The sequence below is a fragment of the Curtobacterium caseinilyticum genome, assembly GCF_030363035.1.
Classification (GTDB): domain Bacteria; phylum Actinomycetota; class Actinomycetes; order Actinomycetales; family Microbacteriaceae; genus Curtobacterium; species Curtobacterium caseinilyticum.
The window spans coordinates 173472-197210 of record NZ_JAUCMN010000003.1; the positions used below are offsets into that span (position 1 = coordinate 173472).

The window sequence follows — 23739 nt, forward strand, 5'->3', positions numbered from 1 at the left end:
CAGCGCGGCCGCCCACGATTGTACCGAGGCAGGTCGACACGGCTTGCTCGAGTCGTCGGTTCACGGGTGATTCCCGAGCAGCGCACACCCGCCGTGCGGCGGCCGCCGATCGTCGGTCGGCCATCGGACACATCATCCGGGTGGCGGATTGACCGCGACGGCGACATCGCGTGGGATGGAGACGGTGAACACGCTCGGGGACAACGTGGACGAGGGGGCCGTCGGCGTCGACGGCCCGCAGGGTCGACCCCGGACACGCCGGCCTCCGTCCCGGCGGCTCCGATCGCGGACCGTGTGGCACCCCGCCGCACTCGTCGCCGTCCTGACCGCAGGCGCGGTCCTGCTCGGCGCACCCACCGCCTCCGCCGCGACCGGGGCCGGCGGTACCGATCGCGCCCAGCTGTCGCAGCCGTCCGCACCGCCGCCGTCCCCGCAACTCGGTGCGCTGCTGCCGCAGACCGGCACCCCCTCCCCCGCGCCGTCCGAGCGTCCTGCGGTCCGCCCGAGCATCAGCGACCCGGGTGACGTCACGACGGCGACGGTGCGCTTCCACGGTCGTGGCACGCCCGGACACCGTGTCCGCGTCACCGGCCCGGCCGCCACCGGCACGACCGGCTGCTCGACCACGGTCACCGACGACGGCTCCTGGGCGTGCATCGCCACCGTCCGCTCCGGTCCCCAGCAGGTCTTCACGGTCGCCGACGGCACCGACCCCGCACTGGGGAGCTCGGCCGCCCCCGCGTCCGACGTCGTCGTCCCACCGACCGTCTCGACCAGCCGACCGACCTCGGGGCCCGTGTCCGGCACCGGTCTCCCCGGGGCGACGGTCTCGCTGTCCGTCGCCGGCTCGTCCGCCGACCGCACGGCGACGGTCGGCGGTGACGGCCGCTGGACCGTGTCGCTCGCCGGTGGGACCCGCGACGGTCGGCTGACGGTCTCGGCGGCCCAGACCGCGAGCACCTCGGGCGGCTACCGCTCGGACCTCCGGAGCGCGTCGTCCGCGCCCCGCACGGTCGTCCTCGACCGCACGGCGCCGGCCGCTCCCGTGGTGACCGCTCCGAGCCGCGGCGAGCACGTGCGCACGCAGCCCGTCACCGTCCGCGGCACGGGCGAACCCGGGGCCGTCCTCACCGTCTACGTCGACCGCGTCCCGGTGTGCCGTGCCGACGTGGGCGCCGACGGCCGGTGGACCTGCACGACGCGCGGTGCGACCGTCGTCGGCGGTACCCGGACCGTGACCGCGATGCAGCAGGACGCCGCTGGCAACTCGTCGCCGGCGTCCGCCGGGGTGCGCGTCCGCCTCAGCGGTGCGGCGGCCACGCCCACCGGCGACCCGGACGAGGGTCCGACGACCGACCCGTCGAACGGCGCGACGCCGGGTTCGACCCCGACGTCCGCCACACCGGGCCGCACGCCCACCGGCACCGCCACCGGGCCGGGCGACGGCGACGGTGACGGTCACGGCGCGAGCGGAACCGGCACCGGCGGCACCGGCACCGGCGCGGGCACGGACTCCGGCACCGGCACCGGCACGGGCCCCACCGGCAACGGTGACGGCACCGGCGGCGGCACCGGGCCGGGGCGTGGTCCCGGCGGGGTGCCCGACTGGTCCGGGCCCGCGGGCGACTGGACGGCCGGCACGGCGTACGACCGCGGGATCCCGACGATCCAGGCCTCCTCGTCGTGGAGCACCGTCCTGGTCGCGACCGGGATCGCCGCAGGCTTCCTCGTGCTCGTCGCCGCTCCGCTCGCCCTCGTCGGCGCCGCCGTCCGGGGCCGCCTGCGCAACCCGTTCGCCGCGCTCCTCGGGCGCAACCGCTCCCGGAGCGAGCGACGCCTCGGCGACGACGTCCTGCCCACCTGGGCCGCAGCGTCGATCGGCGTCGGCATCGTCGCCGTCGCCACACTCGTCGGCGTGGGCGTCACCCTCGAGGCCCGCTACGTCCGCCTCGCCGTGGCGGTGCTCCTCGGCACCGCGGTCACGACGGCCGCCGTCGTCCTCGCGACGCGCTGGGCCGCCGGCGCCGACCGTCACTCGGTCGGGTTCCGCGTCTCCCCGTGGCTCGTCCTCGCAGCGCTGGTCGGCTGCGCGCTGACCCGCCTCGGCGACCTCTCCCCCGCCCTCGTGGTCGGTGCCGTCCTGGTGCCCGTCGGCCGCCCGGGTGCGGACACCGCGGCCCTCCGGCTCGGGTCGACGCTCGCCAGCGGGGTGCGTACCGCGACGGCGCGCTCGGTCGCGCTCCTCGGCGTCGCCACCGTCGGGTGGGTGCTGCACTCCGTCACGCCCGGTCAGGGGTTCTGGTCGGCGCTCGTCACCGAGTTCGCCACGACGCTGTGCGTCGGCGCGGTCGGCGCGCTCGTGGCGGTCCTGCTGCCGGTGCCCGGGTCGGCCGGAGCGGTCCTCGTCGCCGGCGCACGTGCCCGGTACGTCGCGCTGACGGTCGGAGCGGTCGCCCTCGCCGCGGTCGTCGCCGGCGGACCGGTGCCGATCGCGCCCTCGCCGACCGAGCTCGCCCTCGCCACGGGAGCCTGCGCCGTCGGCGCGGTCGCCTGCTGGGCGTGGCTCCGCGGGTCGGCCCCGGGACGCACCCCGGGCACACACTGACGGACCACCGGCCGGGAGGCGCGTGGCGGGCCCGCACCGTGCCTCCCGTCCGCCTCCTGGTCAGTCGACGGCGCGTGCCTGGGCGGTGTGCGGCGCGTTGCGCCGGAACAGGCCCGGCAGCAGGCCGCCGATCTTCGTGCCGATGCACAGACTGACGAACGTCGCCAGCGGCGTCGCGAGCGCCACGGGGTCGAAGGTGGCGACCGCGACGAGCCCGACCGTGCCCGGCACGAGCAGCAGGAACGCGGGGAAGAACGACACCGTCGCCGGGATGGCCGGGACGAGCCGCTCGAGCAACCGCGTCGCGACGAAGAGCAGCGCCGCCGCCGCACCCGTCGCGACGACACTCCCCCACACCGGGGTCGTCCCGCTGACGACGGCGTACGCGCTCACCATGACCGCGACGGACACGAGCGTCAGCCGCCAGCCGGAGCGGAAGACCAGGCCGAGCCCGACGGCCAGGCCGACCACCGCGACCCAGGACACCCAGTAGGACGGCACGGCCTCCCACCCGCCGCGGAGCGTGCCGACGCCGGCGACCTCGCCGACGAGCGCGGCGGATGACGGGTCGACGCTGAGGCCGGTGAGCGCGCTGCCGGCGGCGATGCCCGCCGCCATGAACCCGAGCATGATGAGCCCCTGCACGAGCCGTGAGGCCCCCGTGACGATGTCGGCGGCCGTGAGCTCGAGCAACGCGTTCGTGATGAGGGCACCGGGGACGAACACCGCGACCGGGGCACACACCGCGAAGAGCGGGACGTGGTCGAACCCGGTGCCGGCGGCGACGAGTCCGACGACCGTCGTCGACATGAAGGCGGCGAGGAACGGTATGATCGCCACGGCCTCGCGGAACCGACGGACCACCAGGCTCAGCACGCCGACCAGGGCGCCGACGACCAGCGCGAGGACGATCGCCCACCACGGGCAGCGGAAGACGACGGCGAGGCCGACCGAGGTCAGCGCGTTGCCGGTGATCCACGGCAGTGCGGGCGGCGGCACGGTGCCGGCACGGATCGCGCGGACACGGGCGGGGATCTCGGCGAGGGCGATCGAGCCGCGCTCGAGGCCCAGGACGAGCCGGTTCGCCCGTGCGGCCTGGCGCGAGGAGAGCTCGACGCCCTCGGCGTTGACGATCGTCGCGGCTCCCGTGGCGATCTCGCTCACCATGACGAGCGCGGGCAGGACGCCCACGGCGAGCGTCGGGCCGACCCCGGCGGCGTCGCGGGCCTTCTCGAGCGCCGAACGGACGTCGGTGACGGAGCTGCCGGCGTCGAGGAGCAGGGCGCCGAGCGTGCCGAGCAGCATGCCGACCGGCACGGTCTCGCCGTCGACGACCTCGACGTGGGCCTCGGGGCGGTTCAGCGCGTTGCGCAGGTTCGCGAGGGCGCTTCCGAGTCCGACCACGAGAGTCGATGGTACGCGGCCGGCGCCCGGCCCCGGCGCCCGGCCCCGGCCCCGAGTCTCGGGGTGAGCGACAGGACTTGCGGGCTGCGGCCCGAGAACGGTCGCTCAGGCCGAGTCTCGCGGTGGCGTGCCCGAGACTCGCGGTACCCCCGGTGGGACTCGAACCCACAACTCGGCGATTTTAAGTCGCGTGCCTCTACCGGTTGGGCCACGGGGGCGGGCCGGAACAGCCTACCGACGCGACGACGGTCGCCGCCCCGCGGGGCGACGACCGTCGTGTCGGCTGCGCTGCCGGAGTGCTACTTGGCGTCCACCGGAGCGGCGTCCTTCGAGACGTCCTCGGCCGGCGTGGCGTACGCGGGGCCGGCTGCGTCGGCCGGCTGGCCCTCGGCCGGAGCCGGGGCAGCGACGGCCTTGGGCTCGTCGGCGACAGCGGGCTTCGGACGCGACGCGAAGGCCTCGAACGCGGCGCGAGGGGTCTCGCGGTCGTCGAGCGACGCGATGTCGCGGCCCAGGAAGAAGCCGCCCACCCAGTCGCCGATGACGCGCCACTTGCGCTCCCACGACGGCATCGCCAGACCGTGGTACCCGCGGTGGGCACCCCAGGCCAGGAAGCCCTTCATGGCGAACTTGCCGGACTGGAACACACCGGTGCCGAGACCGAGGCCCGCGACGGCGCCGAGGTTCTCGTGCTTGTAGTCGGTCGTCGCCTCGCCGCGGATGACCGCGACCAGGTTCTTCGCGAGCTGCTTCGCCTGGCGCACCGCGTGCTGGGCGTTCGGCACGCAGAAGCCACCGACACCGCCGCCGGTCAGGTCCGGGACCGCCGCCACGTCGCCGCAGGCCCACGCGTCGGCGACCACGCCCTCGTCGTCGACCACGCGGAGGTCGGGCTGCACCCGGATGCGACCGCGCTGCTCGAGCGGGAAGTCGGTGCCCTTGACCATCGGGTTCGCCATGACGCCGGCGGTCCAGACGATCAGGTCGGACGGGATCGTCTCGATCGAGTCGTCCTTGGCCTTGAGCTGGCAGATGCCGCCCTCGGCCGAGGCGAGCTGCGTCTCGAGGTGCACGACGGCTCCACGGGACGCGAGGTTCTCGAGCACCCAGTGCGAGGTCTCCAGCGACACCTCGGGCATGATGCGGCCCATCGCCTCGACGAGGTGGAAGTGCGTGTCGTCGAAGGACAGCTCGGGGTAGCTCTTCAGGAGGTCGGACGCGAACGAGCGGAGCTCGGCGAACACCTCGATGCCGGCGAAGCCACCGCCGACGACCACGACGGTGAGCAGGCGGTCGCGCTCGGGACCGGCCGGCAGGTTCGCCGCCTTGTGGAAGTTCGTGAGGATCTTGTCGCGGATCGCCGCGGCTTCCTCGATGGTCTTGAGACCGATGGCCTCGTCCGCGACGCCCGGGATCGGGAACGTGCGCGAGACGGCACCGGCGGTCATGACGATCTGGTCGTAGGACTCCTCCCACGCCTCGCCCTCGGCCGGGGTGATCGTCGCCGTCTTGGTGGCGTGGTCGACCTTCGTGACCTTCGCCGTGACGACGCGCGTCTTCTTGAGGTGGCGGCGGTGCGACACCACCGCGTGGCGCGGCTCGATCGAACCGGCGGCGACCTCGGGCAGGAAGGGCTGGTACGTCATGTAGGGCAGCGGGTCCACCATGGTGACCTCGGCTTCACCCTGACGCAGGTGCTTCTCGAGCTTCCAGGCGGTGTAGAAACCGGCGTAGCCGCCGCCGACGACGAGGATCTTGGGCACGGGGGATGATCTCCTTGGAGTGGGGTGGTTGCTTGCCGGGAGGTTGGTCAGACTTCGCCGCCACCCGCCCCGACTCCAGCGTCTGCGATGCCATCATACGCCCGGCACTCACACCGGGAGGGCGACCAGGACGCGCGCTCGAGCGCGAGGTCGCCGATGGGGTTGACGCCGGGGCCGGCTGCGAGGGCGTGGCCGACGAGTGCGTGCAGGCACTTCACGCGGGTGGGCATGCCCCCGGCGCTGATGCCCTCGATCTCGTCGACGTGCTCGATCGACTCGCGGTCCGCCAGGTAGGACTCGTGCGCCGCGCGGTACTGCGCCGCGACGGTCTCGTCCTCGAGCAGGGCGGCGAGCTCGGGCATGACGTGGTTCGCCTCGAGGGTGCTCACGGCCGCGGTGGCGGCGGGGTGGCACAGGTAGTAGAACGTCGGGAACGGGGTGCCGTTCGCGAGTCGGGGCTTCGTCGACACGACCGTGGGGTTGCCACAGACGCAGCGAGCGGCGATCCCGACGACGTCGCGGGCCGGTCGCCCGAGCTGCGCGGAGACCACCTGGACGTCACGGTCGGACGGCGGGTCGAAGGGAGGGGTCGTCACGGGCACGTGAGCCTAGCGGAGACCCGCGCCGGGGCCTACTTCGTGTCGGCCGTCGCGGCGCCGGTCGGGTCGCCCGTACCGGAGACGTCAGGTGCGACGAGCTGCTCCGTGGTCTCGTCGGTCAGCCCGGACTGCAGCACGCTCGAGAGCATCGCCTGCACCCAGTCGACCTTCGGCGTCTGCACGGTGGAGCTCACCGGGCTGCCGGAGTCGGTCCGCGCGCGACCCGGACTCTTCGCCTTCTCGGCACCCATGACGAGGTAGCTCTCCTCCCCCGGGTACACGTACAACAGTCGGTCGCGCGCCTGCGCCTCGATGTAGGCGGGGTCGTCCCAGCGCGCCACGTCCTGCTTCTTCTGCGCCACGTCGGACTTCTGCGCGGCGACCTCGCGCTGCTGCTGTGCGATCTGCTCCTGCTGCTGGATCAGCGTCCGCAGCGAGGGCGCGAGCACGACCACGAACAGCACGATGATCGCGAGCATGAGCAGGCTGAAGCCCGAGAACCGGATCGAGCGGTACCAGGGCTGGTCGTGCGCGCCGGTCTCCGGCATGGCCACGGGGACGCGGCGGACGCGGGGCTTCTGGCTGGGCACGGTCCGACGATAACCCGGTGCGGGTCGGTCCCGTGACCCGGCACGCGGACCGTCGCGCGTCGCTCGGCACCCTCCCAGCGGCCGGGAGGCGCGGCTCGGCTCCGTCCCGCCGGTCGGGAGGCGCGGCTCGGCTCCGTCCCGCCGGTCGCACCCGCCGTGTGGTCACCCGGGGTTCCGCAGTACTGCGCTCTCGCCGTCACCACGCCTCGCTCGTGAGACCTCGACGACCGGCGGGCGGCGAGTCGTGGGACCTCGACGACCGGCGGGCGGCGAGTCGTGGGACCTCGACGGACGACAGCAGCGTGTGCCCCACCCGCTGCCAGCGCCGGACCGGACACGGCGAGACGCCGCCCTCCCGGAGGAGGACGGCGTCTCGCGCGGCGTGCGACCTAGAGCGCTGCGGCGCGGGGGAACGCGGTGCGGCCGGCGTACACGGCGGCGTCACCGAGCTCCTCCTCGATGCGGAGCAGCTGGTTGTACTTCGCCACACGGTCCGAGCGGGCCGGAGCGCCGGTCTTGATCTGCCCACCGTCGACGGCCACCGCGATGTCCGCGATGGTGGTGTCCTCGGTCTCGCCCGAGCGGTGCGACAGGATCGCGGTCATGCCGTGGCGGTGCGCCAGGGACACGGCGTCGAGGGTCTCGGTCAGCGTGCCGATCTGGTTCACCTTGACCAGGATCGAGTTGCCCGCCTGCTCGTCGATGCCCCGCTGCAGACGCTTCGGGTTCGTGACGTACAGGTCGTCGCCGACGAGCTGGAGCTTCGAGCCGAGCTCGGACGTGAGGTGCTTCCAGCCCTCCCAGTCGTCCTCGGCCAGGGCGTCCTCGATGGTGACGAGCGGGTAGTTCGCGACGAGGTCCGAGAAGTACCCGGTGAACTCCTCGCTCGAGAGCTGCTTGCCCTCGAACGCGTACTTGCCGTCGTGGAAGAACTCGGTCGCGGCGACGTCGAGGCCGAGCGCGATGTCCTTGCCCGGGGTGAAGCCGGCCTTCTCGATCGCGGCGAGCAGGAAGTCGAGCGCGGCGCGGTTCGACGCGAGCTCCGGCGCGAAGCCACCTTCGTCGCCGAGGCCGGTCGCCAGGCCCTGCTTCTTCAGCTCGCCCTTGAGGGCGTGGTAGGTCTCGACGCCCCACCGGAGGGCCTCGGAGAAGCTCTCGGCGCCGTAGGGCACCAGGAAGAACTCCTGGATGTCGACGTTGGTGTCGGCGTGCGCGCCACCGTTGACGACGTTCATCAGCGGCACCGGCAGGGTGTGCGCGTTCGGGCCGCCGAGGTAGCGGAACAGCGGCAGGTCGGCCGAGTCGGCGGCGGCACGGGCCACGGCGAGCGAGGCGCCGAGGATCGCGTTCGCACCGAGGCGCGACTTGTTCTCGGTGCCGTCGAGCTCGATGAGCGCGGCGTCGACGAGGCGCTGGTCGGTGGCGTCGAAGCCCTCGAGCGCCGGGCCGATCTCGTCGAGCACGGCGTCGACGGCCTTGAGGACACCCTTGCCGCCGTAGCGGTTCGCGTCGCCGTCACGGAGCTCGTACGCCTCGAAGGCGCCGGTGGAGGCACCGGACGGGACGAGTGCGCGCGAGACGACGCCGTCGTCGAGGAGGACCTCGACCTCGACCGTCGGGTTGCCTCGGGAATCGAGGACTTCGCGTGCGCCTACGGCATCGATCTGGGCCACGGGGTACTCCCTACGAGTTCGGTTGTGGTGTTTGCGGGTCCGATCCTACCGACGCGCGGTGGACCGGAGGTGTCGTGTGTCAGGACAGTGGACGGAACTCGACGCCCTCGAGCGTCTCGGTGTCCGCGCGGACGGAGGCGAACGCGGCGAAGCCCTGTTCGACCAGCCCGGCCAGCTGGTTCTTGGTGTTCTTCACCCGTCGTTCGAGCCGGACCCGGCGGTGCGACCGGAGCGCTTCGTCCTTGAGCGCGGCGAGCCGCACGGGGTCGACGTCCTTGTCGTAGACGAGCACGACGGCGTCGGACTCGGCCGACTCCGGCAGCGTGACGAGGTCGACGAGCCGCTCGAAGCCGAGCGAGAACCCGACTGCGGGGACGTCCTGGCCGAGGAAGCGCCCGATCATGCCGTCGTAGCGACCACCACCACCGAGGCTGTACCCGAAGTCCGGGTGCGCGACCTCGAAGATCGTGCCCGTGTAGTAGCCCATGCCGCGCACCAGCGTCGGGTCGAAGCGCAGGTCGGCGCCGGCGAGTGCACCGCGCAGGCGCAGGAGGTCGGCGAACGCCTCGGCGTCGAGCCACTCGGCGTCGGCGACGGAGGACCAGTCGGCGGCCTCGAGCGAGCGGATCGTGTCCTCGAGCCCCGGGAGGTCCGCGCCCGTCGTCTCGCGGAGTTCGGCGGCCACACCGTCCGGCCCGATCTTGTCGAGCTTGTCGACCGTGATGAGCGCGCGCTCGGCGGCCTGCGGGTCGACGATCCCCCACGACCCGAGCAGCGCCGTGAGGATCCGCCGGTCGTTGATCCGGATCGTGGTGCCTGCGATGCCGAGCGCGTCGAGCGCCGCGGTCGTCGCACGGATGAGCTCGATCTCGGCGAGCTGCCCGGGCTCGCCGACGACGTCGATGTCGCACTGCACGAACTGCCGGTAGCGGCCCTTCTGGGGGCGCTCGGCTCGCCAGACCGGTGCGATCTGCACCGCACGGAAGACCGTGGGCAGCTCAGCACGGTGCGAGGCGTAGAAGCGGGCGAGCGGCACCGTCAGGTCGAAGCGGAGTCCGAGGTCGGCGAGATCGAGCGGCGCCTCGGCGGCACGGAGGTCCTCCGTCGTCAGCCCGCGCTTCATGACGGCGAACGCGAGCTTCTCGTTGTCGCCGCCGAGCCCGGAGTGCAGGCGTGCGGCGTCCTCGACCACGGGCGTCTCGATCTCGTCGAACCCGTGCCGGGCGTACACGCCCCGGATCACGCCGAGGACGTGCTCGCGGCGAGCCTTGTCCGCCGGGAGGAAGTCGCGCATGCCACGGGGAGCCGTCACGGTCGTCGCCATGCGCCAATCCTGCCAGAACGGCACCGCTCCACCGGACCGGTCGATCCCCTTGCAGGACGGCCGGACCACTGATACTCTGCATGCAGAACCTCGGCCTGGTGGTCTCCTGATCCGATCACCAGGTCGTTCGCGGGGCCGGTGTGCTGCAACGGGGCCCCGCGGGTTCGAGCGGGTGTCCCTGTCGACGCGACTTTCCCTGGTGCGTCGTGGCCCGCTCGCGGGCGCCCTCCTTTTTCGGGTTGGGAGGGCGCCCGCAACTCTCCGCCTCCAGCGCCCCAGCGAGCGCGCCGGCCGAACGGGAGGCACGGCTCACTCCCCGGCGTCGGCCTCACCCTCCGGTCGGCGCGCGCCCCCGCGCAGCCCCCGCCGTCCGGTCGGCTCACTCCCCGGCGCGGGCCTCGCCCTCCAGCCGGCCCACCGCGGCGCGCAGGCTCGCGATCGGGTCGATGCCGGCCTCGCGGGCCGCGGCGACCTCCGCGAGCAGCCCGGCACCCCACGCCACGTCCACCCCCGCCGCCACGCCACCGTCCGCGCCGCTCCCGTCGGCCGGTCCCGGGCCCTGGTCACCACCCGGCGCTCCTGCCGCGCCGGCCCCGTCGGCCGGTGCCGTCGGCCGGTCGCCACCCGGCGCACCCGCCGAACCGGCGCGCTCACCCGCACCGCGCCTCCCGTGCGACCCCACGACGGCCGCGAGGACGATGGCGGCGTCCGCCCGCTCCTCGAGCCGTTCGAGCAGCTTCACCGCACGCTCCAACGGCGGCATCGCCCGCGGTACCCCGTCGAACACGCTCGTCCGCGCGGCCTTCTCCGCCGCCTTCGCCGCTCGCCAGACGCGCACGACCTCGTCCTCGGTGTCGGCGTGCTCGTCGCCGAACACGTGCGGGTGCCGGCGGACCATCTTGTCCCGCACCCCAGCAGCCACGTCCTCCAGGTCGAAGCGTCCGGCAGCCGAGGCGATCCCGGCGTGCAACACCACCTGGTAGAGCACGTCGCCGAGTTCCTCGCGCAGCTCGCCGTCGTCCCCGGAGTCGATCGCGTCGACGAGCTCGTACGACTCCTCGACGGCGTAGCGCGCGAGCGAGGCGTGGGTCTGGGCTCGGTTCCACACGCAGCCACCCTCGGGTGCGAGCAGTCGGTCGACGACCTCGACGAGGTCCGGTACGGCGGTCATGGCGCCATGCTCGCACGCAGGCCGTTCCGGTACGATCGGGGCTGGTGTGTCGGGAAGTCTGGTCGACGGTCCCGTTCCCGAACCCACCCACCGGAGCTCCATGTCGGCACTCGTCCGTTCCCCCCGCTTCAGCGCCATCGCGCTCCTGACCGCTGCCGTCCTCGGCCTGCTGGTGGCGAACTCGCCGCTCGGCCCCGGCCTCGAGCGACTCCTCGACGCGCACTCGCCGTGGGGCGCCGTCGGCCTCGACCTGTCGGTGTCGCACTGGATCAGCGACGGCCTGCTCGCGGTCTTCTTCCTGCTCGTGGCGATCGAGTTGAAGCAGGAGCTCGTCGAGGGCGAGTTGTCGAACCCGAAGACGGCGGTGATCCCCGCGATCGCCGCGGTCGGCGGCGTCATCGTCCCCGCCGTGGTCTACCTCGTCGTGACCACGGGCACCGCGTACCAGCACGGTTGGCCGATCCCCACGGCGACGGACATCGCGTTCGCCCTCGGGGTGCTCGCGATGTTCGGTCGCGGCCTGCCCTCGACGGTGCGCGTCTTCCTCCTCGCGCTGGCCGTCCTCGACGACCTCATCGCGATCGTCATCATCGCCGTGGTCTTCGCGCACGGGACGGACTTCGCGGCCCTCGGCGGCGCGGTCGTCCTGCTCGTCGTCTTCGCGGTGCTCGGTCGCCTGCTGGGCCCGGGACGCACCGGTCAGGTCTGGGTCGTCGCCGCGATGGTCCTGGTCGGTCTCGTCACCTGGTGGCTCGTGTACCACTCCGGCGTGCACGCCACCATCGCGGGCGTCGCGCTCGGTCTGGTGCTGCCGCGGCGTCCCGGTCACACCCTGCACGAGCGCGTCGAGCCGTGGTCGAACGCGATCGTGCTGCCGGTGTTCGCGTTCGCCTCGGCTGCGGTCGTGATCCCGGCCGTGGGCATCGGTGAGCTCTCCCCCACGTTCTGGGCGGTGGTCCTCGCGCTGCCGGTCGGGAAGCTGATCGGCATCACCCTGTTCGGCGCGATCGCCACGAGGATCTTCCGGGCGCCCGGCCGGTCGACGCTCTCGCTCGGCTCGATCACGACCGTGGGGGTCCTCGGCGGGATCGGCTTCACGGTGTCCCTGCTGATGAACGAGCTCGCGTTCGCGCGGAGCGAGGAGGTCCTCGACGAGGGCGTCCTCGCCGTGCTCGTCGGCTCCGGCATCGCGATCCTCGCGTCGGCCGTCGTCGTCAGCCTGCGCGCGCGTCGGTACCGTGCACGGCGGGAGCTCTCCGAGGCCGAGGCGACGGAGTAGCGCGCTGCATCCGTTGCGGGCGCATGGAGCGACTCCCCGCGTGTCGAACGACAGATGCGATGTCGGACGACAGCGGATGTGTCGTTCCACAGCGAGGCACGGGGACGGCACCTCCCGACCGTCAGGTGGTCGCCGCTCAGGACGCGGGCGCCTCCGCGGGGGCCTTCGACGCACCGTAGACGGCCGTCAGGATGCTCTCGACCCACTGGATCAGGCCGTCGTCCGGCAGGGTCTCGCCGTGCGGCTTCGGCAGCGGGATGCTCGCGGCGTCCTGCTGCGGGAACCAGCGCGCGCCGGGGAACATCCGCTTGAGCCGGACCTGCGCCGAGTCCGCGAGCTCCTTGCCCGCCACGCGGAGGTTCGAGCCCATCACGACCACGTCGGACAGGCCGACCTGCTGCGCCATCCGGCGGAGCCGCGAGACCTCGACCAGGGTCAGGACGGCCTGCGGCGGCTGGCCGTAGCGGTCGGTGAGCTCGTCGAGCACCATGTCGATGGCCTCGGGCTGCGCCGCCGGGGCCGAGGCCGCCGAGAGCTTCTGGTACGCCTCGAGCCGGAGCCGCTCGGACTCCACGTAGTCCTCCGGGATGTGCGCGTCGACGGGGATCTCGAGCCGGAGCTCGGTCTGCCCCTCGGCGACGTCCCCGCGGAACTGCGAGACCGCTTCGCCGATCATCCGCAGGTACAGGTCGAAGCCGACGCCCGCGATGTGGCCGGACTGCTCGCCGCCGAGCAGGTTGCCCGCGCCGCGGATCTCGAGGTCCTTCATGGCGACCTGCATGCCCGCGCCGAGCTCGTTGTTCGCGGCGATCGTCTCGAGCCGGTCCTGCGCGGTCTCGGAGAGCGGCTTGTCCGCGTCGTAGAGGAAGTACGCGTACCCGCGCTCGCGCCCACGACCGACACGACCGCGGAGCTGGTGCAGCTGCGACAGCCCGTACTTGTCGGCCTTGTCGATGATGAGCGTGTTGGCGTTCGCGATGTCGAGACCGGTCTCGACGATGGTGGTCGACACCAGGACGTCGAACTTCCGCTCCCAGAAGTCGACCATCACCTGCTCGAGGGTGCCCTCGGACATCTGGCCGTGGGCGACCTGGATGCGGGCCTCCGGGATGATCTCCGCGAGGTGCGACGCCACCGACTGGATGTCCTTCACGCGGTTGTGCACGTAGAACACCTGGCCCTCACGGAGGAGCTCGCGGCGGATCGCGGCGGCCACCTGCAGGTCCGACTGCGGACCGACGAAGGTCAGGATCGGGTGGCGGTCCTCCGGCGGGGTGGCCAGGGTCGACATCTCGCGGATGCCGGTCACCGCCATCTCGAGCGACCGCGGGATCGGCGTCGCGGACATCGCCAGGACGTCGACGTTCGTCTTGAGCTTCTTCAGCTGGTCCTTGTGCTCGACGCCGAAGCGCTGCTCCTCGTCGATGATGACGAGGCCGACGTCCTTGAACTGGATGTTCTGCGACAGGATGCGGTGCGTGCCGATCACGATGTCGACGGTGCCGTCGGCGAGGCCGGCGATCGTCTCCTTCGACTCCTTCTCGGTCTGGAAGCGGCTCAGGGCGCGGAGGTGCACGGGGAACCCGGCGAACCGCTCCTGGAACGTCTCCATGTGCTGGCGGACGAGCAGCGTCGTCGGAACGAGCACGGCGACCTGCTTGCCGTCCTGCACGGCCTTGAACGCGGCGCGGATCGCGACCTCGGTCTTGCCGTAGCCGACGTCGCCGGAGAGCAGCCGGTCCATCGGGATCGGGCTCTCCATGTCGCGCTTGATCTCGTCGATCGTGGTGAGCTGGTCGGCGGTCTCGGCGAAGGGGAAGGCCTCTTCGAGCTCGCGCTGCCACGGGGTGTCCGGCCCGAAGGCGTGCCCCTTCGACGCCATGCGGGCGGAGTACAGCTTCACGAGGTCGACCGCGATGTCGCGGACCGCCTTGCGGGCCTTCGACTTGGCGGCGGACCAGTCGGAGCCGCCCATCTTCGACAGCGTCGGGTTCTCCCCGCCGACGTAGCGCGAGAGCTGGTCGAGCTGGTCGGTCGGCACGAAGAGCTTGTCGCCCGGGTAGTTGCGCTTCGACGGCGCGTACTCGAGCACGAGGTACTCGCGCTGGGTCTTCACGGCGTTGCGACCGCCGGAGCTGACCTCGCGCGAGACGAGCTCGACGAACTTGCCGATGCCGTGGGTGTTGTGCACGACGACGTCACCCGGCTTGAGCTGCAGCGGGTCGACGACGTTCTTGCGGCGGCCGGCGAGCTTCTTCACGGTGCGGGCGCCCTGCTGGACGCTGCGACCGTAGAACTCTGCCTCGCTCAGCACGGCGATGCGCGGGTCCGGGGTGGCGAAGCCCGCCTCCACCATGGCCGTCGTGACGACGGCGACGCCCGGCTCGGGCGGAGTCGTCAGGTCCTCGGCGCGTGCGGCCACGCCGGCGTCCGCGAGGACCTGGACCGCGCGCTCGACGAGCCCCTTGCCCTGCGCCGTGACGACGACCGACCAGCCGTCCTCCACCAGGTGCTTGACGTGCTCGACGGCACCGTCCGCGCTGCCCGCGAAGCTCGGGATCGCCTCGGCCCGGACACGGATGTACTCCCCGGCCTCGGCGGCGGCCTCGGCATCGGTGAGCACACGGTCGCGGTCGCCCTCGTCGAGCCCCGAGTCGAACGGGGTGACGGTCCACCAGGTCCGCTGTCCGCGCCCGTTCTTCAGCTGCTGGACCGTGAGGAAGTTGCCCGCCTCGAGGTCGATGGGCGCCTGGGCGCCGGCGACGGCCGCGCTCCAGGCGGCCTGCAGGAACTCGGTGTTCGTCTCGGCCAGGCTGTGCGCGCGACCGGCGACGCGCTCCGGCGAGAGCACCGCGATGGTCGCGGCCTCGGGCAGGTAGGTCGTGACCGGCACGAGGTCCTGGACGAGTGCCGGCGCGAGGGACTCCATGCCCTCGACCGGGATGCCCTCGGCGATCTTCGCGAGCATCTGCGACAGGTTCGGGAACTCGTGGAGCATCTCGCGCGCCCGCTGTCGCACGTCGTCGCTGAGCAGCAGCTCGCGCGACGCGGTCAGCTCGACCGTGCCGAGGTCGTCGTCGGTGGTGCGCTGGTCGGCGACGGAGAAGGCCTTGATCGCCTCGATCTCGTCGCCGAAGAAGTCGACGCGCACCGGGTGGTCCGCCCCGGGCGGGAAGACGTCGAGGATGCCACCGCGGACCGCGAACTCCCCGCGACGGGTGACGAGGTCGACGCGGGCGTACGCGAGGTCGACCAGCTGGGACGCGATCGCTGCGAGGTCGTTGCCGCGCGACGCGGTCCGGAGCGTCACCGGGGCGAGCGACGTCAGGTTGCCGGCGATCGGCTGCAGCGCCGCGCGGACGCTCGCGACGACCACGGTCGTCCGGCGGTCGGCCGGGTCGGCGTCCTGCCAGGCGGCGAGCTTGCGCAGCGTGGCGATGCGGGTGCCGACGGTCTGCGCGCTCGGGCTGAGCCGCTCGTGCGGCAGGGTCTCCCACGCCGGGAACTCGAGGACCTCGGCATCGGGCACGGTGCACGTGAAGGCGCCGCGCACCGCCTCGGCCTCGCGCCCGGTCGCGGTGACCACGAACAGGCACTGGGGGCCGGAGCGCTCGGCGAGCAGGGCTCCGAGCAGTGGCACGCGCAGGCCGTCGACGACGGAGAAGTCGGCGTCACGCGCGGCGGCACGGAGGACACGATCGAACGCGGAGGCGCGCGAGAGCGCAGGGATGATGCCCGAGATCGTCACTCAGACGATGGTACCGGCGGCATCCGACACACGGCTCGGCGTGCGCGGGCGGCGAACAGGGTCAGCTCCGGCGGCGGGGGCGGCCGCGGCGGAGCAGGAACCCGCCCGCTACCAGGACCGCGGCGCCGAGCAGCAGCGGGAGCAGCGAGGTCGAGCCCGTCCAGGCGAGCGACCCCCGGTGCGGCCCTGCCGCGGTGCCGGTGGCGGTGCCGGCACCGCCCGATCCGTCGGTCGCCGCCGGCTGTGTCGCGCCGGGGCCGCCCGCCTGCGGGTTCCCGGTCGGTCGGCCGGGAGGCACGGCACCGGTGTCCGGACCGCCCGCGCTGGCCGAGGGGTTCGCCTCGGGGCCGGGGGCCGTCGTCGGTGCGTCCGTCGGGTCCGGGCGCGGTGCGGGCGCGGGGCCCGCGGTCGCCGACGGCGCGGTGGTCGGGACCGCGGTCGCCGTCGGGAACGCGGTCGCTGTCGGACCCGGTGTCGCGGGTGCCGTCGGGTCGACGGACGCCGGCGCGGTCGGGTCGGACGACGCGCTCGCGGTCGGACCGGGTGGCGCGCTCGTGGTCGGTCCGGTGGGCGGGCCCGCCGTCGGAGCCGGGGTCAGGGTCGGCTCCGACGACGGGGGTTCGGTCGGGTCGGGTGTCATCGTCGGGGCCGGGGTCACCGTGGGATCAGGGGCCACCGTCGGCTCCGGAGTCGCCGTCGGATCTGCCGTCGCCGTCGGACCCGGAGTCACCGTCGGATCCGGGGCCACCGTCGGGGCCGGGGTCAGCGTCGGATCCGGGGACGCCGTCACGTCCGGCAACGCGGTCGGGTCCGGCGACGCCGTCGGGTCCGGCGACGCGGTCGGAGCTGCCTCGGTCGCGGACGAGGTCGGGACGGCGACCACCCGCCCGGACGAGACAGCCGTCACGACGCGCTGCCGGTTGTAGTCGGCGACGACGAGCCTCCGGTCCGGACCGACCGTGACCGCGGTCGGGTTCACCAGCGGCGACCCGTCCGGTGCGGAGGAGAAGGCCTCGGCCCACACCCCGCCGGTCCGCGCCCACACGACACCGTGGCCGTTGTCCACCGCGAAGACGTCCCCGTCAGCGACGGTCACTCCGCGGAGCCGGGCCTGCGCGTCCCCCGGGAACCCGAGCGCCGTGGTGGCCCCGGTGGCACGGTCGACCTGCCACACCTCGTCGGCTCCGGCGTCGGAGACCGTCAGCGTGCCGCCGTCGGCCGACAGCGCGACACCGCTCGGGTCCGTCCACGGCCCGGCGACGGTGGTCCACGTGTCGGTGCCGAGCTCGGCGGTGTACAGCGCGCCGCTGCCGGGGACCGCCGCGAAGACGGTCGTGCCCGCGACGGCGAGCTCGGAGACCGCGCGACGGACGGGCGGCGTCGTGCGTGACGACACCCGGCCCGACGGGTCCAGCACCGTCAGCGCGGGCCGACCCGCCTCGGCGACGACGATCCGGCCGTCCGCCGTGGTCGTGACCGCGGACGGGTTCCACATGTCGCCGGGTGCGGTCCCGAAGGGTGCGACGACGCTCCACGTCCCGTCGGCCGCGCGTCGCAGCAGCCCGTTCGCGGAGAAGTCGGCGACGAGCAGCGACCCGTCGTCGAGCGCGTGCACGTCGTTCGGCGCGCCGAAGCGTGCGGCGACCGGAGGTGCGGCGGACTCGGCGGACGTCGGGGTCCACGTCTCGGTCGCGGCGGCCGCACCGTCCTGGGTGAGGAGCGAGGCGAGCCCCACCGCGATGACCGCGATCGCCGCCGGGACGACACCCACGGCCGCCCGGAGTCGCGGTGTCGGTCGTTCCCGGTGTGCTGCGCGTCCCACGTGTCCCCCTCGTCGACGGGAGCGTCCGCTCCCGCGGGTGAACCTACCGAGCACCGGGGTACGTGAGTGTCCCCCACTTCGGGGACCATGCGGCTAGCGGACAGGGCCGCGGCGGTCGGACGGCGACGAGGCGGAGGCGGGACGGGCCTCCGGGCCGACGGTCACCAGTCGGGCAGGAGCCGTCAGGACGGGGCGTGGACGCGCTGCTGCGCGGCGAGGAGGCCGAGCTCGGCGATCGCTTCGACGGCGTCGGCGCCGTCGGCGAGCAGGTTCGGCAGGGTCTTCTTCTCGGTGGGCGAGAAGTCCCGCAGGACGTAGTCGGCGGGGTCCTGGCGGCCCGGGGGGCGGCCGATGCCGATCCGCACCCGGGTGAACTCGTTCGTGCCGGTCGCCTTGATGATGTCGCGCAGCCCGTTGTGGCCGCCGTGGCCGCCGCTGCCCTTGAGCCGCACGGTGTCGAACGGCAGGTCGAGCTCGTCGTGGACCACGATCAGGTCCGACGGGGTGGCGCTGTAGAACCCGAGGACGCTCGAGACCGGGCCGCCGGAGGTGTTCATGAACGACCCCGGCTTCGCCAGGACGAGCTTCGGTCCGCCGGGCACCAGGCGTCCCTCGGCGACCTGGTTCGGCGTCTTGTGCTTCTTGAACGTCGCACCCATGCGGGCGGCGAGTTCGTCGAGGACCATCTGGCCGACGTTGTGACGGTTGCCCGCGTAGCCGGGCCCGGGGTTCCCGAGCCCGACCACGACGAGGGTCGTTCCTGTCATCAGCGTCGGCCAGACGATCCGCGAGCGGAGTGTTACTCGGAGTCGGCCGGGGCGGAGCCGCCCTCGGTGCCCGCCTCGGCGCCGGCCTCGGCCGAGGCCTCGTCGGCGGCGTCGTCGTCGGCGGTGCCACGCGGGGTGACGATCTGGACGACGAGCGACTCACCGTCGGTCTCGAGCTCGGCACCGGCCGGCAGCTCGAGCTGCGACGCGAGGACCTGCGCGCCGTCCTCGAGGCCCTCGACGTCCACGGTCACGTGCTCCGGGATGTCGGTCGCCTCGACGAGGAGCGAGACCGAGGAGAGGTCCTGCACGTGGATGGTGCCGGAGAAGGACTCACCGGTGACGACGACGGGGACGTCGACGGTGACCTTCTCGCCACGGCGCACGACGACGAGGTCGATGTGCTCGATGATCTGGCGCACCGGGTCGCGCTGGACGTCCTTGACGAGGGCGAGCTGCGCCGCGCCCTCGATGTCGAGGTCGACGACCGCGTTGGCGGTACGGACGAGCAGCATCGTCTCGTGGCCCGGGAGGGTGATGTGCTGCGGCTCGGTGCCGTGGCCGTACACGACCGCGGGGATCTTGTCGGCGGCGCGGAGCTTGCGCGCAGCGCCCTTGCCGAACTTGGTGCGGGTCTCCGCTGCGAGCTTGGTGTAGTCGGCCATGGTGGCGCCTCCTGGTGTCGGGGTCGACGCCGGGGTGCCGGCATCGGGGGGTCTGTGGTGTTGCAACTCGAACGCGTGCACGCGTGAGGAACGCTCCCAGGGCTGTGCCGGGTCTCCCTACCGCGTCGATCACGGCCGCGCGGAGCGCGGCCCTCGCCGAAGTCGGTTTGTGAGTCTAGCAGGGGCTGCCGGGCGTGTCGCGCCGGGTCGGCGCGCACCGACGGACGGGAGGCCCGTGGCGATGCCGCCACGCGCCTCCCGTCCGGTGGTCCGCACGGTCGTGGGCCGGTCCCCCCAGACCCACCTGCCCACGACCGCGGGTCTGTCGTCGAGCCGCGTCAGTCGACGCCCTCGGGTGCCTCCGGCGCCAGCCGCTCGATCGTCGTGGCGACGCGGTCGGCGACCGCGAGCTGGTCCGGACGGGCGGCTGTCAGCACGGCGGCGTCGGTGGCGGTGACGTGGAGCAGCCGGGACCACTGCGCCTCGTAGAGCGCCTCCCGGTAGCCGGACGACTGCTGGCACGCCAGGTCGTGCTCGGCGAGCGCGATCTCGGCCTTCGTGACGGGCAGTGCGAGGCCGCTGATGCCGAACGCCTGGCGCATCGGACCGGTCGGCATGCCGTGCGGGTCCTCCGGGAGCGCGCTCGGAGCGTGCGGTGCCAGGCACGTGCGCCAGCGGGCCGCCGCAGTGACGACCGCCGGATCGCGTCGTGCCTCGTCCGCGGCGAGGTGGGTGAGGCGCTTCGCGGTCATCGAGGCGCCCTGGGCTCCCCCGTCGTCGTCCGTGCCGAGCGCGCGACGGGATCGTTCGGAGCACCGGTCCACGGCGGACCGGTCGGCGCGGTCGAACGCCGCGTTGTGCTCGGGGTCCTCTGCCCACTGCCGCCAGCCGTCGCGGTTCGCACCCCGTGCCGACGGCCGGTGGTAGCCGAGGTCCGCGGCCGCAGCCCTGCTCAGCGGTCGTGACCAGTCGAGTGCGGGAGCGTCGTTGCCGCGTTCCGGCGTCTCGTCGGCGACCGAATCGGCCTGCAGGCCCGCGTACGTCGCCCACGGCACCGGGAAGTCGATGCCGACGTCACGCAGGCAGGACTGGTCGAGGAGCGACTCGGCGTACCCGGTCTCGGACCAACCGGGCTGCGCGTAGCCGTCGAGCGGCATCGACCACGTGTCGAGGTCGCGTTCCACGGTGGGACGGACGACGTGGTCCGCCGGCTCGGGCAGGCTGTGCAGCACGGCTCCCCCGAGGCCGGCGACGACGAGGACGAGGGTGCCGGTCTTCGCGGCACGCTGGGTCAGGCGCATGTGTTCCCCCTAGGCGCGGACGAGGCCGCGTTCGTGTGCGGTGATGACGACCTGGATCCGGTTCCGGAGTCCGAGCTTCGTCAGCACCGCGCGGACGTGCGTCTTGACCGTGGCCTCGCTGAGGAACACGGTCGACGCGATCTCCTGGTTGCTCAGGCCCTTCGCGACGAGCAGGAACACCTCGCGCTCACGGGCGGTCAGCACGTCGAGCACCTCGTCCGGGCGCGGGGTCTCGACGAGCGTGCCGTCGGCCCGGAGCAGGTCGAGCGCCTCGGCCTCGGTCGGTGCCGGACGTCCCTCGTGCACGTCGCGGATGGTCGCGAGCACGACCTCGGGCAGCGCGTCCTTCGTCAGGAACGCTGCAGCGCCGGCGCGCAGGGCGGCGAGCACGGCCTCGTCGCGGCGGATCGTCGTGAGCACGACGACCCGTGGCCGGTCTCCGCCGCGTGCCGCGAGCCGAGCCGTCGTCTCGATGCCGTTGAGCACCGGCATGCGCAGGTCGAGGAGGAGCACGTCGGGCTCCTCCGCTGCACAGAGCTCCAGCGCCGCGAGTCCGTCGGCGGCGGTGCCGACACAGGACATGTCGTCCTGCGCCTCGACGAGCATCCGCATGCCGGAGGCGAACAGGTGTTGGTCGTCGACGACGGCGACCCGGACCGGGCTCACTGCGCGGCTCCGACCGGCAGCCAACCGGTCACGACGAACTCGTCGGGCTCGTCACCGGCACCCGCGCGGAGCCAGCCGCCGGCCAGACGAGCACGCTCGCGCATCCCGTCGATGCCGGAGCCGTCGCCGTCGAGCTGGACGAGCGGCGCGTCGCCACGCGAGGTCACCACGACCCCGAGGCCCGCTCCCCGCCAGTCGAGGACGACCCGCGCCGACGCGGTCCGGCCCTGGTGCTTCAGCACGTTCGTCAGGCTCTCCTGCACGATCCGGTGGACGACTCCCCCGGCGACGGTCCCGAGCGGTGCCGGATCCCCGTGCTGTTCGAACGACGCCCGCATCCCGAGCTCGCGCATGTCCTCGACGAGGTCCGGGACGTCGGACAGTCCGTGCACGGCGACCGGGCCGGTGCCCTGGATCCGTTCGACGAGCGACCGGACGTCACCGAGCGCACTGCGGCTCACGTCGGCGATGTCACGGAGGGCCGTCGCCGCGGGACCGTCGGCGCCGGCGACCGCCGCCGCACCCTGGGCCTGCGAGACGACCACGGCGAGCGAGTGTGCCAGGGAGTCGTGCACGTCGCGGGCGATCCTGGCCCGCTCCTGTTCCGCCCGGAGTTCCGCGGTCGTGACCTCGGTCTCACGCTCGGCCTCGACGACCCGCACGCGGGCGAGTCCGATCCGCCAGGCGGCGCCGACCGCGACCCCGACGGCCCAGGCGATGCCGCTCGCGCCGGCGATCGCCAGTGTCAGCAGGACGAGGTCGCTCCGCGTCCCCGACCGGGACGCGGTCCAGTTGCCCCAGACGTCCGGGTCGGCGACGGTGGGCACCGCCATCGCCCACGCCGCGGCGGCGCTCGCGACGCCGAGCACGGGGACGGCGAGCCACCGGAGCAGCCCGGAGTGACCGGCGCCGACCACGGCGACGACGATCGCGATCGCGAGGTACTCCGGCCACGTCGTCGCTCGCGGGCGGCCGATCAGGTGCAGCGCCTGCAGGATCGGCACGACGACCACGAGGCCGAGCGCCGTGGCGGGCATCCAGTTCGCCAGCCCGATCGCGACGGCGAAGGCGCTCACGACCAGCACGTGACCGGTCAGGTCGCTGCGTCCGGCCTCGGCCACGATCCAGAGCACGAGGTACACGGCGCCGGCGGCAGGGGCCAGGAGGTGCCGTGCTCGGCGGCGGAGGAAGGAGGTCATGTCGGCGAGCGTAGGGCGGGCGCTGACACGGGAGCGAGCGGACGCGACGGCTTTCATCCGAGGGGATGAGAGCCGCTCCGGATCAGCGTCCGACCGCGCGGCGGTGACGCTGCGCGGCGCGCAGGAGGTCGCGGGCGCGGTCGCTCGCTGCCTCGGCTCGGTCCCGCGCCCGCTCGGCACGTTCGACCTCGGCGGCGGCCTCGGCGAGTTGCCGTTCGAGGTGGGCGCGGCGGGCTTCGGCCGCCTCGAGGTCGGTCTCGGCGGCGTCCAGCGCCGCGTCGGCATCGCGGGACTCGGCACGGGCGGCAGCCTCGGCCTCGCGTGCGGCGCGGCGTTCCGCTGCGGGGTCGGTCGTCGGCGCTGGCGCCGGCTCCGGCTCCGGCTCCGGCTCCGGCTCGGTCTCGGGCTCCGGCTCCGGCTCCGGCTCCGGCTCCGGCTCGGGCTCGGGCTCGGGCTCGGGTCTGGCGGATCGGCTCGCCTTCCGCGACCGTCGTGCGCTGGTGATCGGGATCGGTTCCGCGTCAGCGCCCGACCAGGCGTCGGGCACCGCGTCCGGGTCGGCGAGTGCACCGTCGAGGTCGACGTCGTCGAACCCGGCGCTCTCGAGCGGTCGGACGAGCAGACCCGAGCGGACGGCGGCACCCGCGTGCGGATCGGCCATCGCGGCCTCGATCGTCGTCCGGACCTGGTCGAGCACGGCCGGCGTCACCGGATGCCCGGCGTCCGATGCCAGCTCGGCTCCGGCCTGGGCCAGCGCCGCGACGACGTCGGCGCGCTGCTGGCGCAGCTGTCGGATCGCCGCGGGGTCGGCGTCGGCCTGGGCCTGTCGGATCGCCGGGCCGAGGTCGACCGCCTCGTCCAGGGCACCCTCGTGTGCGAGCAGGTCGACCACCCACGCGGCGGGCGCAGGCTTCCGCAGGCCGCCGATCCGGGTCGCGAGCGCTCGGTCGTCCTTCCGCACGGCACGCTGCCGGGCGGTCCGCTCGCGCACGAACTCCGCGGGCGCGACGAGGAGCAGCTCCCTGGCGACGTCCGCGAACTCCACACCCCCAGCATGCCCGGCGAGCGGTCGGGACCGTCCACGATGGAGCAGACGACGTCGGGTCGCCGGGACGCACTCGACGTCTTCTGCTCCACCGACGGGCGGATGGCCGGGACGAGCA

Annotated in this window: 17 protein-coding genes and 1 tRNA gene; 2 read left to right on the forward strand and 16 right to left on the reverse strand. The window is 73.5% G+C overall.

Going from position 1 to position 23739, the window contains the following annotated elements:
- The first annotated feature begins 292 nt into the window (after positions 1 to 292).
- Positions 293 to 2605 (forward strand): Ig-like domain-containing protein, encoded by a 2313-nt coding sequence (locus QUG93_RS05800; RefSeq protein ID WP_289472936.1) that lies wholly within the window; start codon positions 293 to 295, stop codon positions 2603 to 2605.
- Positions 2606 to 2665: 60 nt separating this feature from the next.
- Here QUG93_RS05800 and QUG93_RS05805 read toward each other — a convergent pair whose 3' ends face one another.
- The 8 genes from QUG93_RS05805 to QUG93_RS05840 form a co-directional block, all read right to left on the reverse strand.
- Entirely contained in the window at positions 2666 to 4009 is a 1344-nt protein-coding gene (locus tag QUG93_RS05805) for a threonine/serine exporter family protein (protein WP_289472937.1), read from the reverse strand.
- 144 nt (positions 4010 to 4153) lie between these two features.
- Positions 4154 to 4227 (reverse strand) — tRNA-Leu (locus tag QUG93_RS05810).
- A gap of 81 nt (positions 4228 to 4308) precedes the next feature.
- On the reverse strand, positions 4309 to 5772 hold the full coding sequence (locus tag QUG93_RS05815) for an NAD(P)/FAD-dependent oxidoreductase (RefSeq protein ID WP_289472940.1): 1464 nt from the start codon (positions 5770 to 5772) through the stop codon (positions 4309 to 4311).
- A 47-nt stretch (positions 5773 to 5819) separates the two neighbouring features.
- The gene (locus QUG93_RS05820) at positions 5820 to 6368 is read right to left on the reverse strand and encodes a DUF501 domain-containing protein (RefSeq protein WP_289472941.1); all 549 of its coding nucleotides are present in this window, start codon (positions 6366 to 6368) and stop codon (positions 5820 to 5822) included.
- 35 nt (positions 6369 to 6403) lie between these two features.
- Positions 6404 to 6961, reverse strand: coding sequence for an FtsB family cell division protein (locus QUG93_RS05825; protein WP_289472944.1), 558 nt, complete (start codon positions 6959 to 6961; stop codon positions 6404 to 6406).
- Positions 6962 to 7350: 389 nt separating this feature from the next.
- Positions 7351 to 8634: a phosphopyruvate hydratase gene (eno, locus tag QUG93_RS05830; RefSeq protein WP_289472946.1), complete on the reverse strand. Its 1284-nt coding sequence runs from the start codon at positions 8632 to 8634 to the stop codon at positions 7351 to 7353.
- A 79-nt stretch (positions 8635 to 8713) separates the two neighbouring features.
- On the reverse strand, positions 8714 to 9958 hold the full coding sequence (hisS, locus tag QUG93_RS05835) for a histidine--tRNA ligase (RefSeq protein ID WP_289472949.1): 1245 nt from the start codon (positions 9956 to 9958) through the stop codon (positions 8714 to 8716).
- Positions 9959 to 10337: 379 nt separating this feature from the next.
- Complete coding sequence (locus QUG93_RS05840) at positions 10338 to 11129, reverse strand: MazG family protein (protein ID WP_289472951.1); 792 nt, start codon at positions 11127 to 11129, stop codon at positions 10338 to 10340.
- Between the two features lie 100 nt (positions 11130 to 11229).
- On the opposite strand from QUG93_RS05840, the gene nhaA reads away from it, so the two are divergent.
- On the forward strand, positions 11230 to 12408 hold the full coding sequence (gene nhaA / locus QUG93_RS05845; protein ID WP_289472953.1) for a Na+/H+ antiporter NhaA: 1179 nt from the start codon (positions 11230 to 11232) through the stop codon (positions 12406 to 12408).
- A gap of 136 nt (positions 12409 to 12544) precedes the next feature.
- Here the strand turns inward: nhaA and mfd are convergent, their stop codons facing one another.
- From mfd to QUG93_RS05885, 8 genes are all read right to left on the reverse strand, one after another.
- Positions 12545 to 16156, reverse strand: a complete 3612-nt coding sequence (gene mfd, locus QUG93_RS05850; protein ID WP_289472955.1) for a transcription-repair coupling factor — start codon at positions 16154 to 16156, stop codon at positions 12545 to 12547.
- 61 nt (positions 16157 to 16217) lie between these two features.
- Entirely contained in the window at positions 16218 to 17978 is a 1761-nt protein-coding gene (locus QUG93_RS05855; RefSeq protein ID WP_289472957.1) for an NHL repeat-containing protein, read from the reverse strand.
- Positions 17979 to 18160: 182 nt separating this feature from the next.
- A complete protein-coding gene (gene pth / locus QUG93_RS05860; protein ID WP_289472959.1) occupies positions 18161 to 18745 on the reverse strand; it encodes an aminoacyl-tRNA hydrolase in 585 nt (194 codons plus the stop codon).
- 32 nt (positions 18746 to 18777) lie between these two features.
- On the reverse strand, positions 18778 to 19410 hold the full coding sequence (locus QUG93_RS05865; protein ID WP_289472961.1) for a 50S ribosomal protein L25/general stress protein Ctc: 633 nt from the start codon (positions 19408 to 19410) through the stop codon (positions 18778 to 18780).
- Positions 19411 to 19748: 338 nt separating this feature from the next.
- Positions 19749 to 20711: a hypothetical protein gene (locus QUG93_RS05870; RefSeq protein ID WP_289472963.1), complete on the reverse strand. Its 963-nt coding sequence runs from the start codon at positions 20709 to 20711 to the stop codon at positions 19749 to 19751.
- A gap of 9 nt (positions 20712 to 20720) precedes the next feature.
- Positions 20721 to 21377 carry a response regulator transcription factor gene (locus QUG93_RS05875; RefSeq protein ID WP_289472965.1) on the reverse strand — a complete coding sequence of 219 codons (657 nt, stop codon included), beginning with the start codon at positions 21375 to 21377 and terminating at the stop codon, positions 20721 to 20723.
- Positions 21374 to 22576: a sensor histidine kinase gene (locus tag QUG93_RS05880; RefSeq protein WP_289472967.1), complete on the reverse strand. Its 1203-nt coding sequence runs from the start codon at positions 22574 to 22576 to the stop codon at positions 21374 to 21376. Before QUG93_RS05880 ends, QUG93_RS05875 begins: the two co-directional genes overlap by 4 nt.
- Positions 22577 to 22658: 82 nt before the next feature.
- The gene (locus tag QUG93_RS05885) at positions 22659 to 23621 is read right to left on the reverse strand and encodes a hypothetical protein (RefSeq protein WP_289472969.1); all 963 of its coding nucleotides are present in this window, start codon (positions 23619 to 23621) and stop codon (positions 22659 to 22661) included.
- Positions 23622 to 23739: the final 118 nt, after the last annotated feature.

Coding starts and splice junctions, on each gene's coding strand:
- QUG93_RS05880 (WP_289472967.1), bottom strand. CDS start 22,576: ATGACCTCCTTCCTCCGCCGCCGAGCACGGCACCTCCTGGCCCCTGCC.
- nhaA (WP_289472953.1), top strand. CDS start 11,230: ATGTCGGCACTCGTCCGTTCCCCCCGCTTCAGCGCCATCGCGCTCCTG.
- QUG93_RS05865 (WP_289472961.1), bottom strand. CDS start 19,410: ATGGCCGACTACACCAAGCTCGCAGCGGAGACCCGCACCAAGTTCGGC.
- hisS (WP_289472949.1), bottom strand. CDS start 9,958: ATGGCGACGACCGTGACGGCTCCCCGTGGCATGCGCGACTTCCTCCCG.
- pth (WP_289472959.1), bottom strand. CDS start 18,745: ATGACAGGAACGACCCTCGTCGTGGTCGGGCTCGGGAACCCCGGGCCC.
- QUG93_RS05840 (WP_289472951.1), bottom strand. CDS start 11,129: ATGACCGCCGTACCGGACCTCGTCGAGGTCGTCGACCGACTGCTCGCA.
- QUG93_RS05870 (WP_289472963.1), bottom strand. CDS start 20,711: ATGCGCCTGACCCAGCGTGCCGCGAAGACCGGCACCCTCGTCCTCGTC.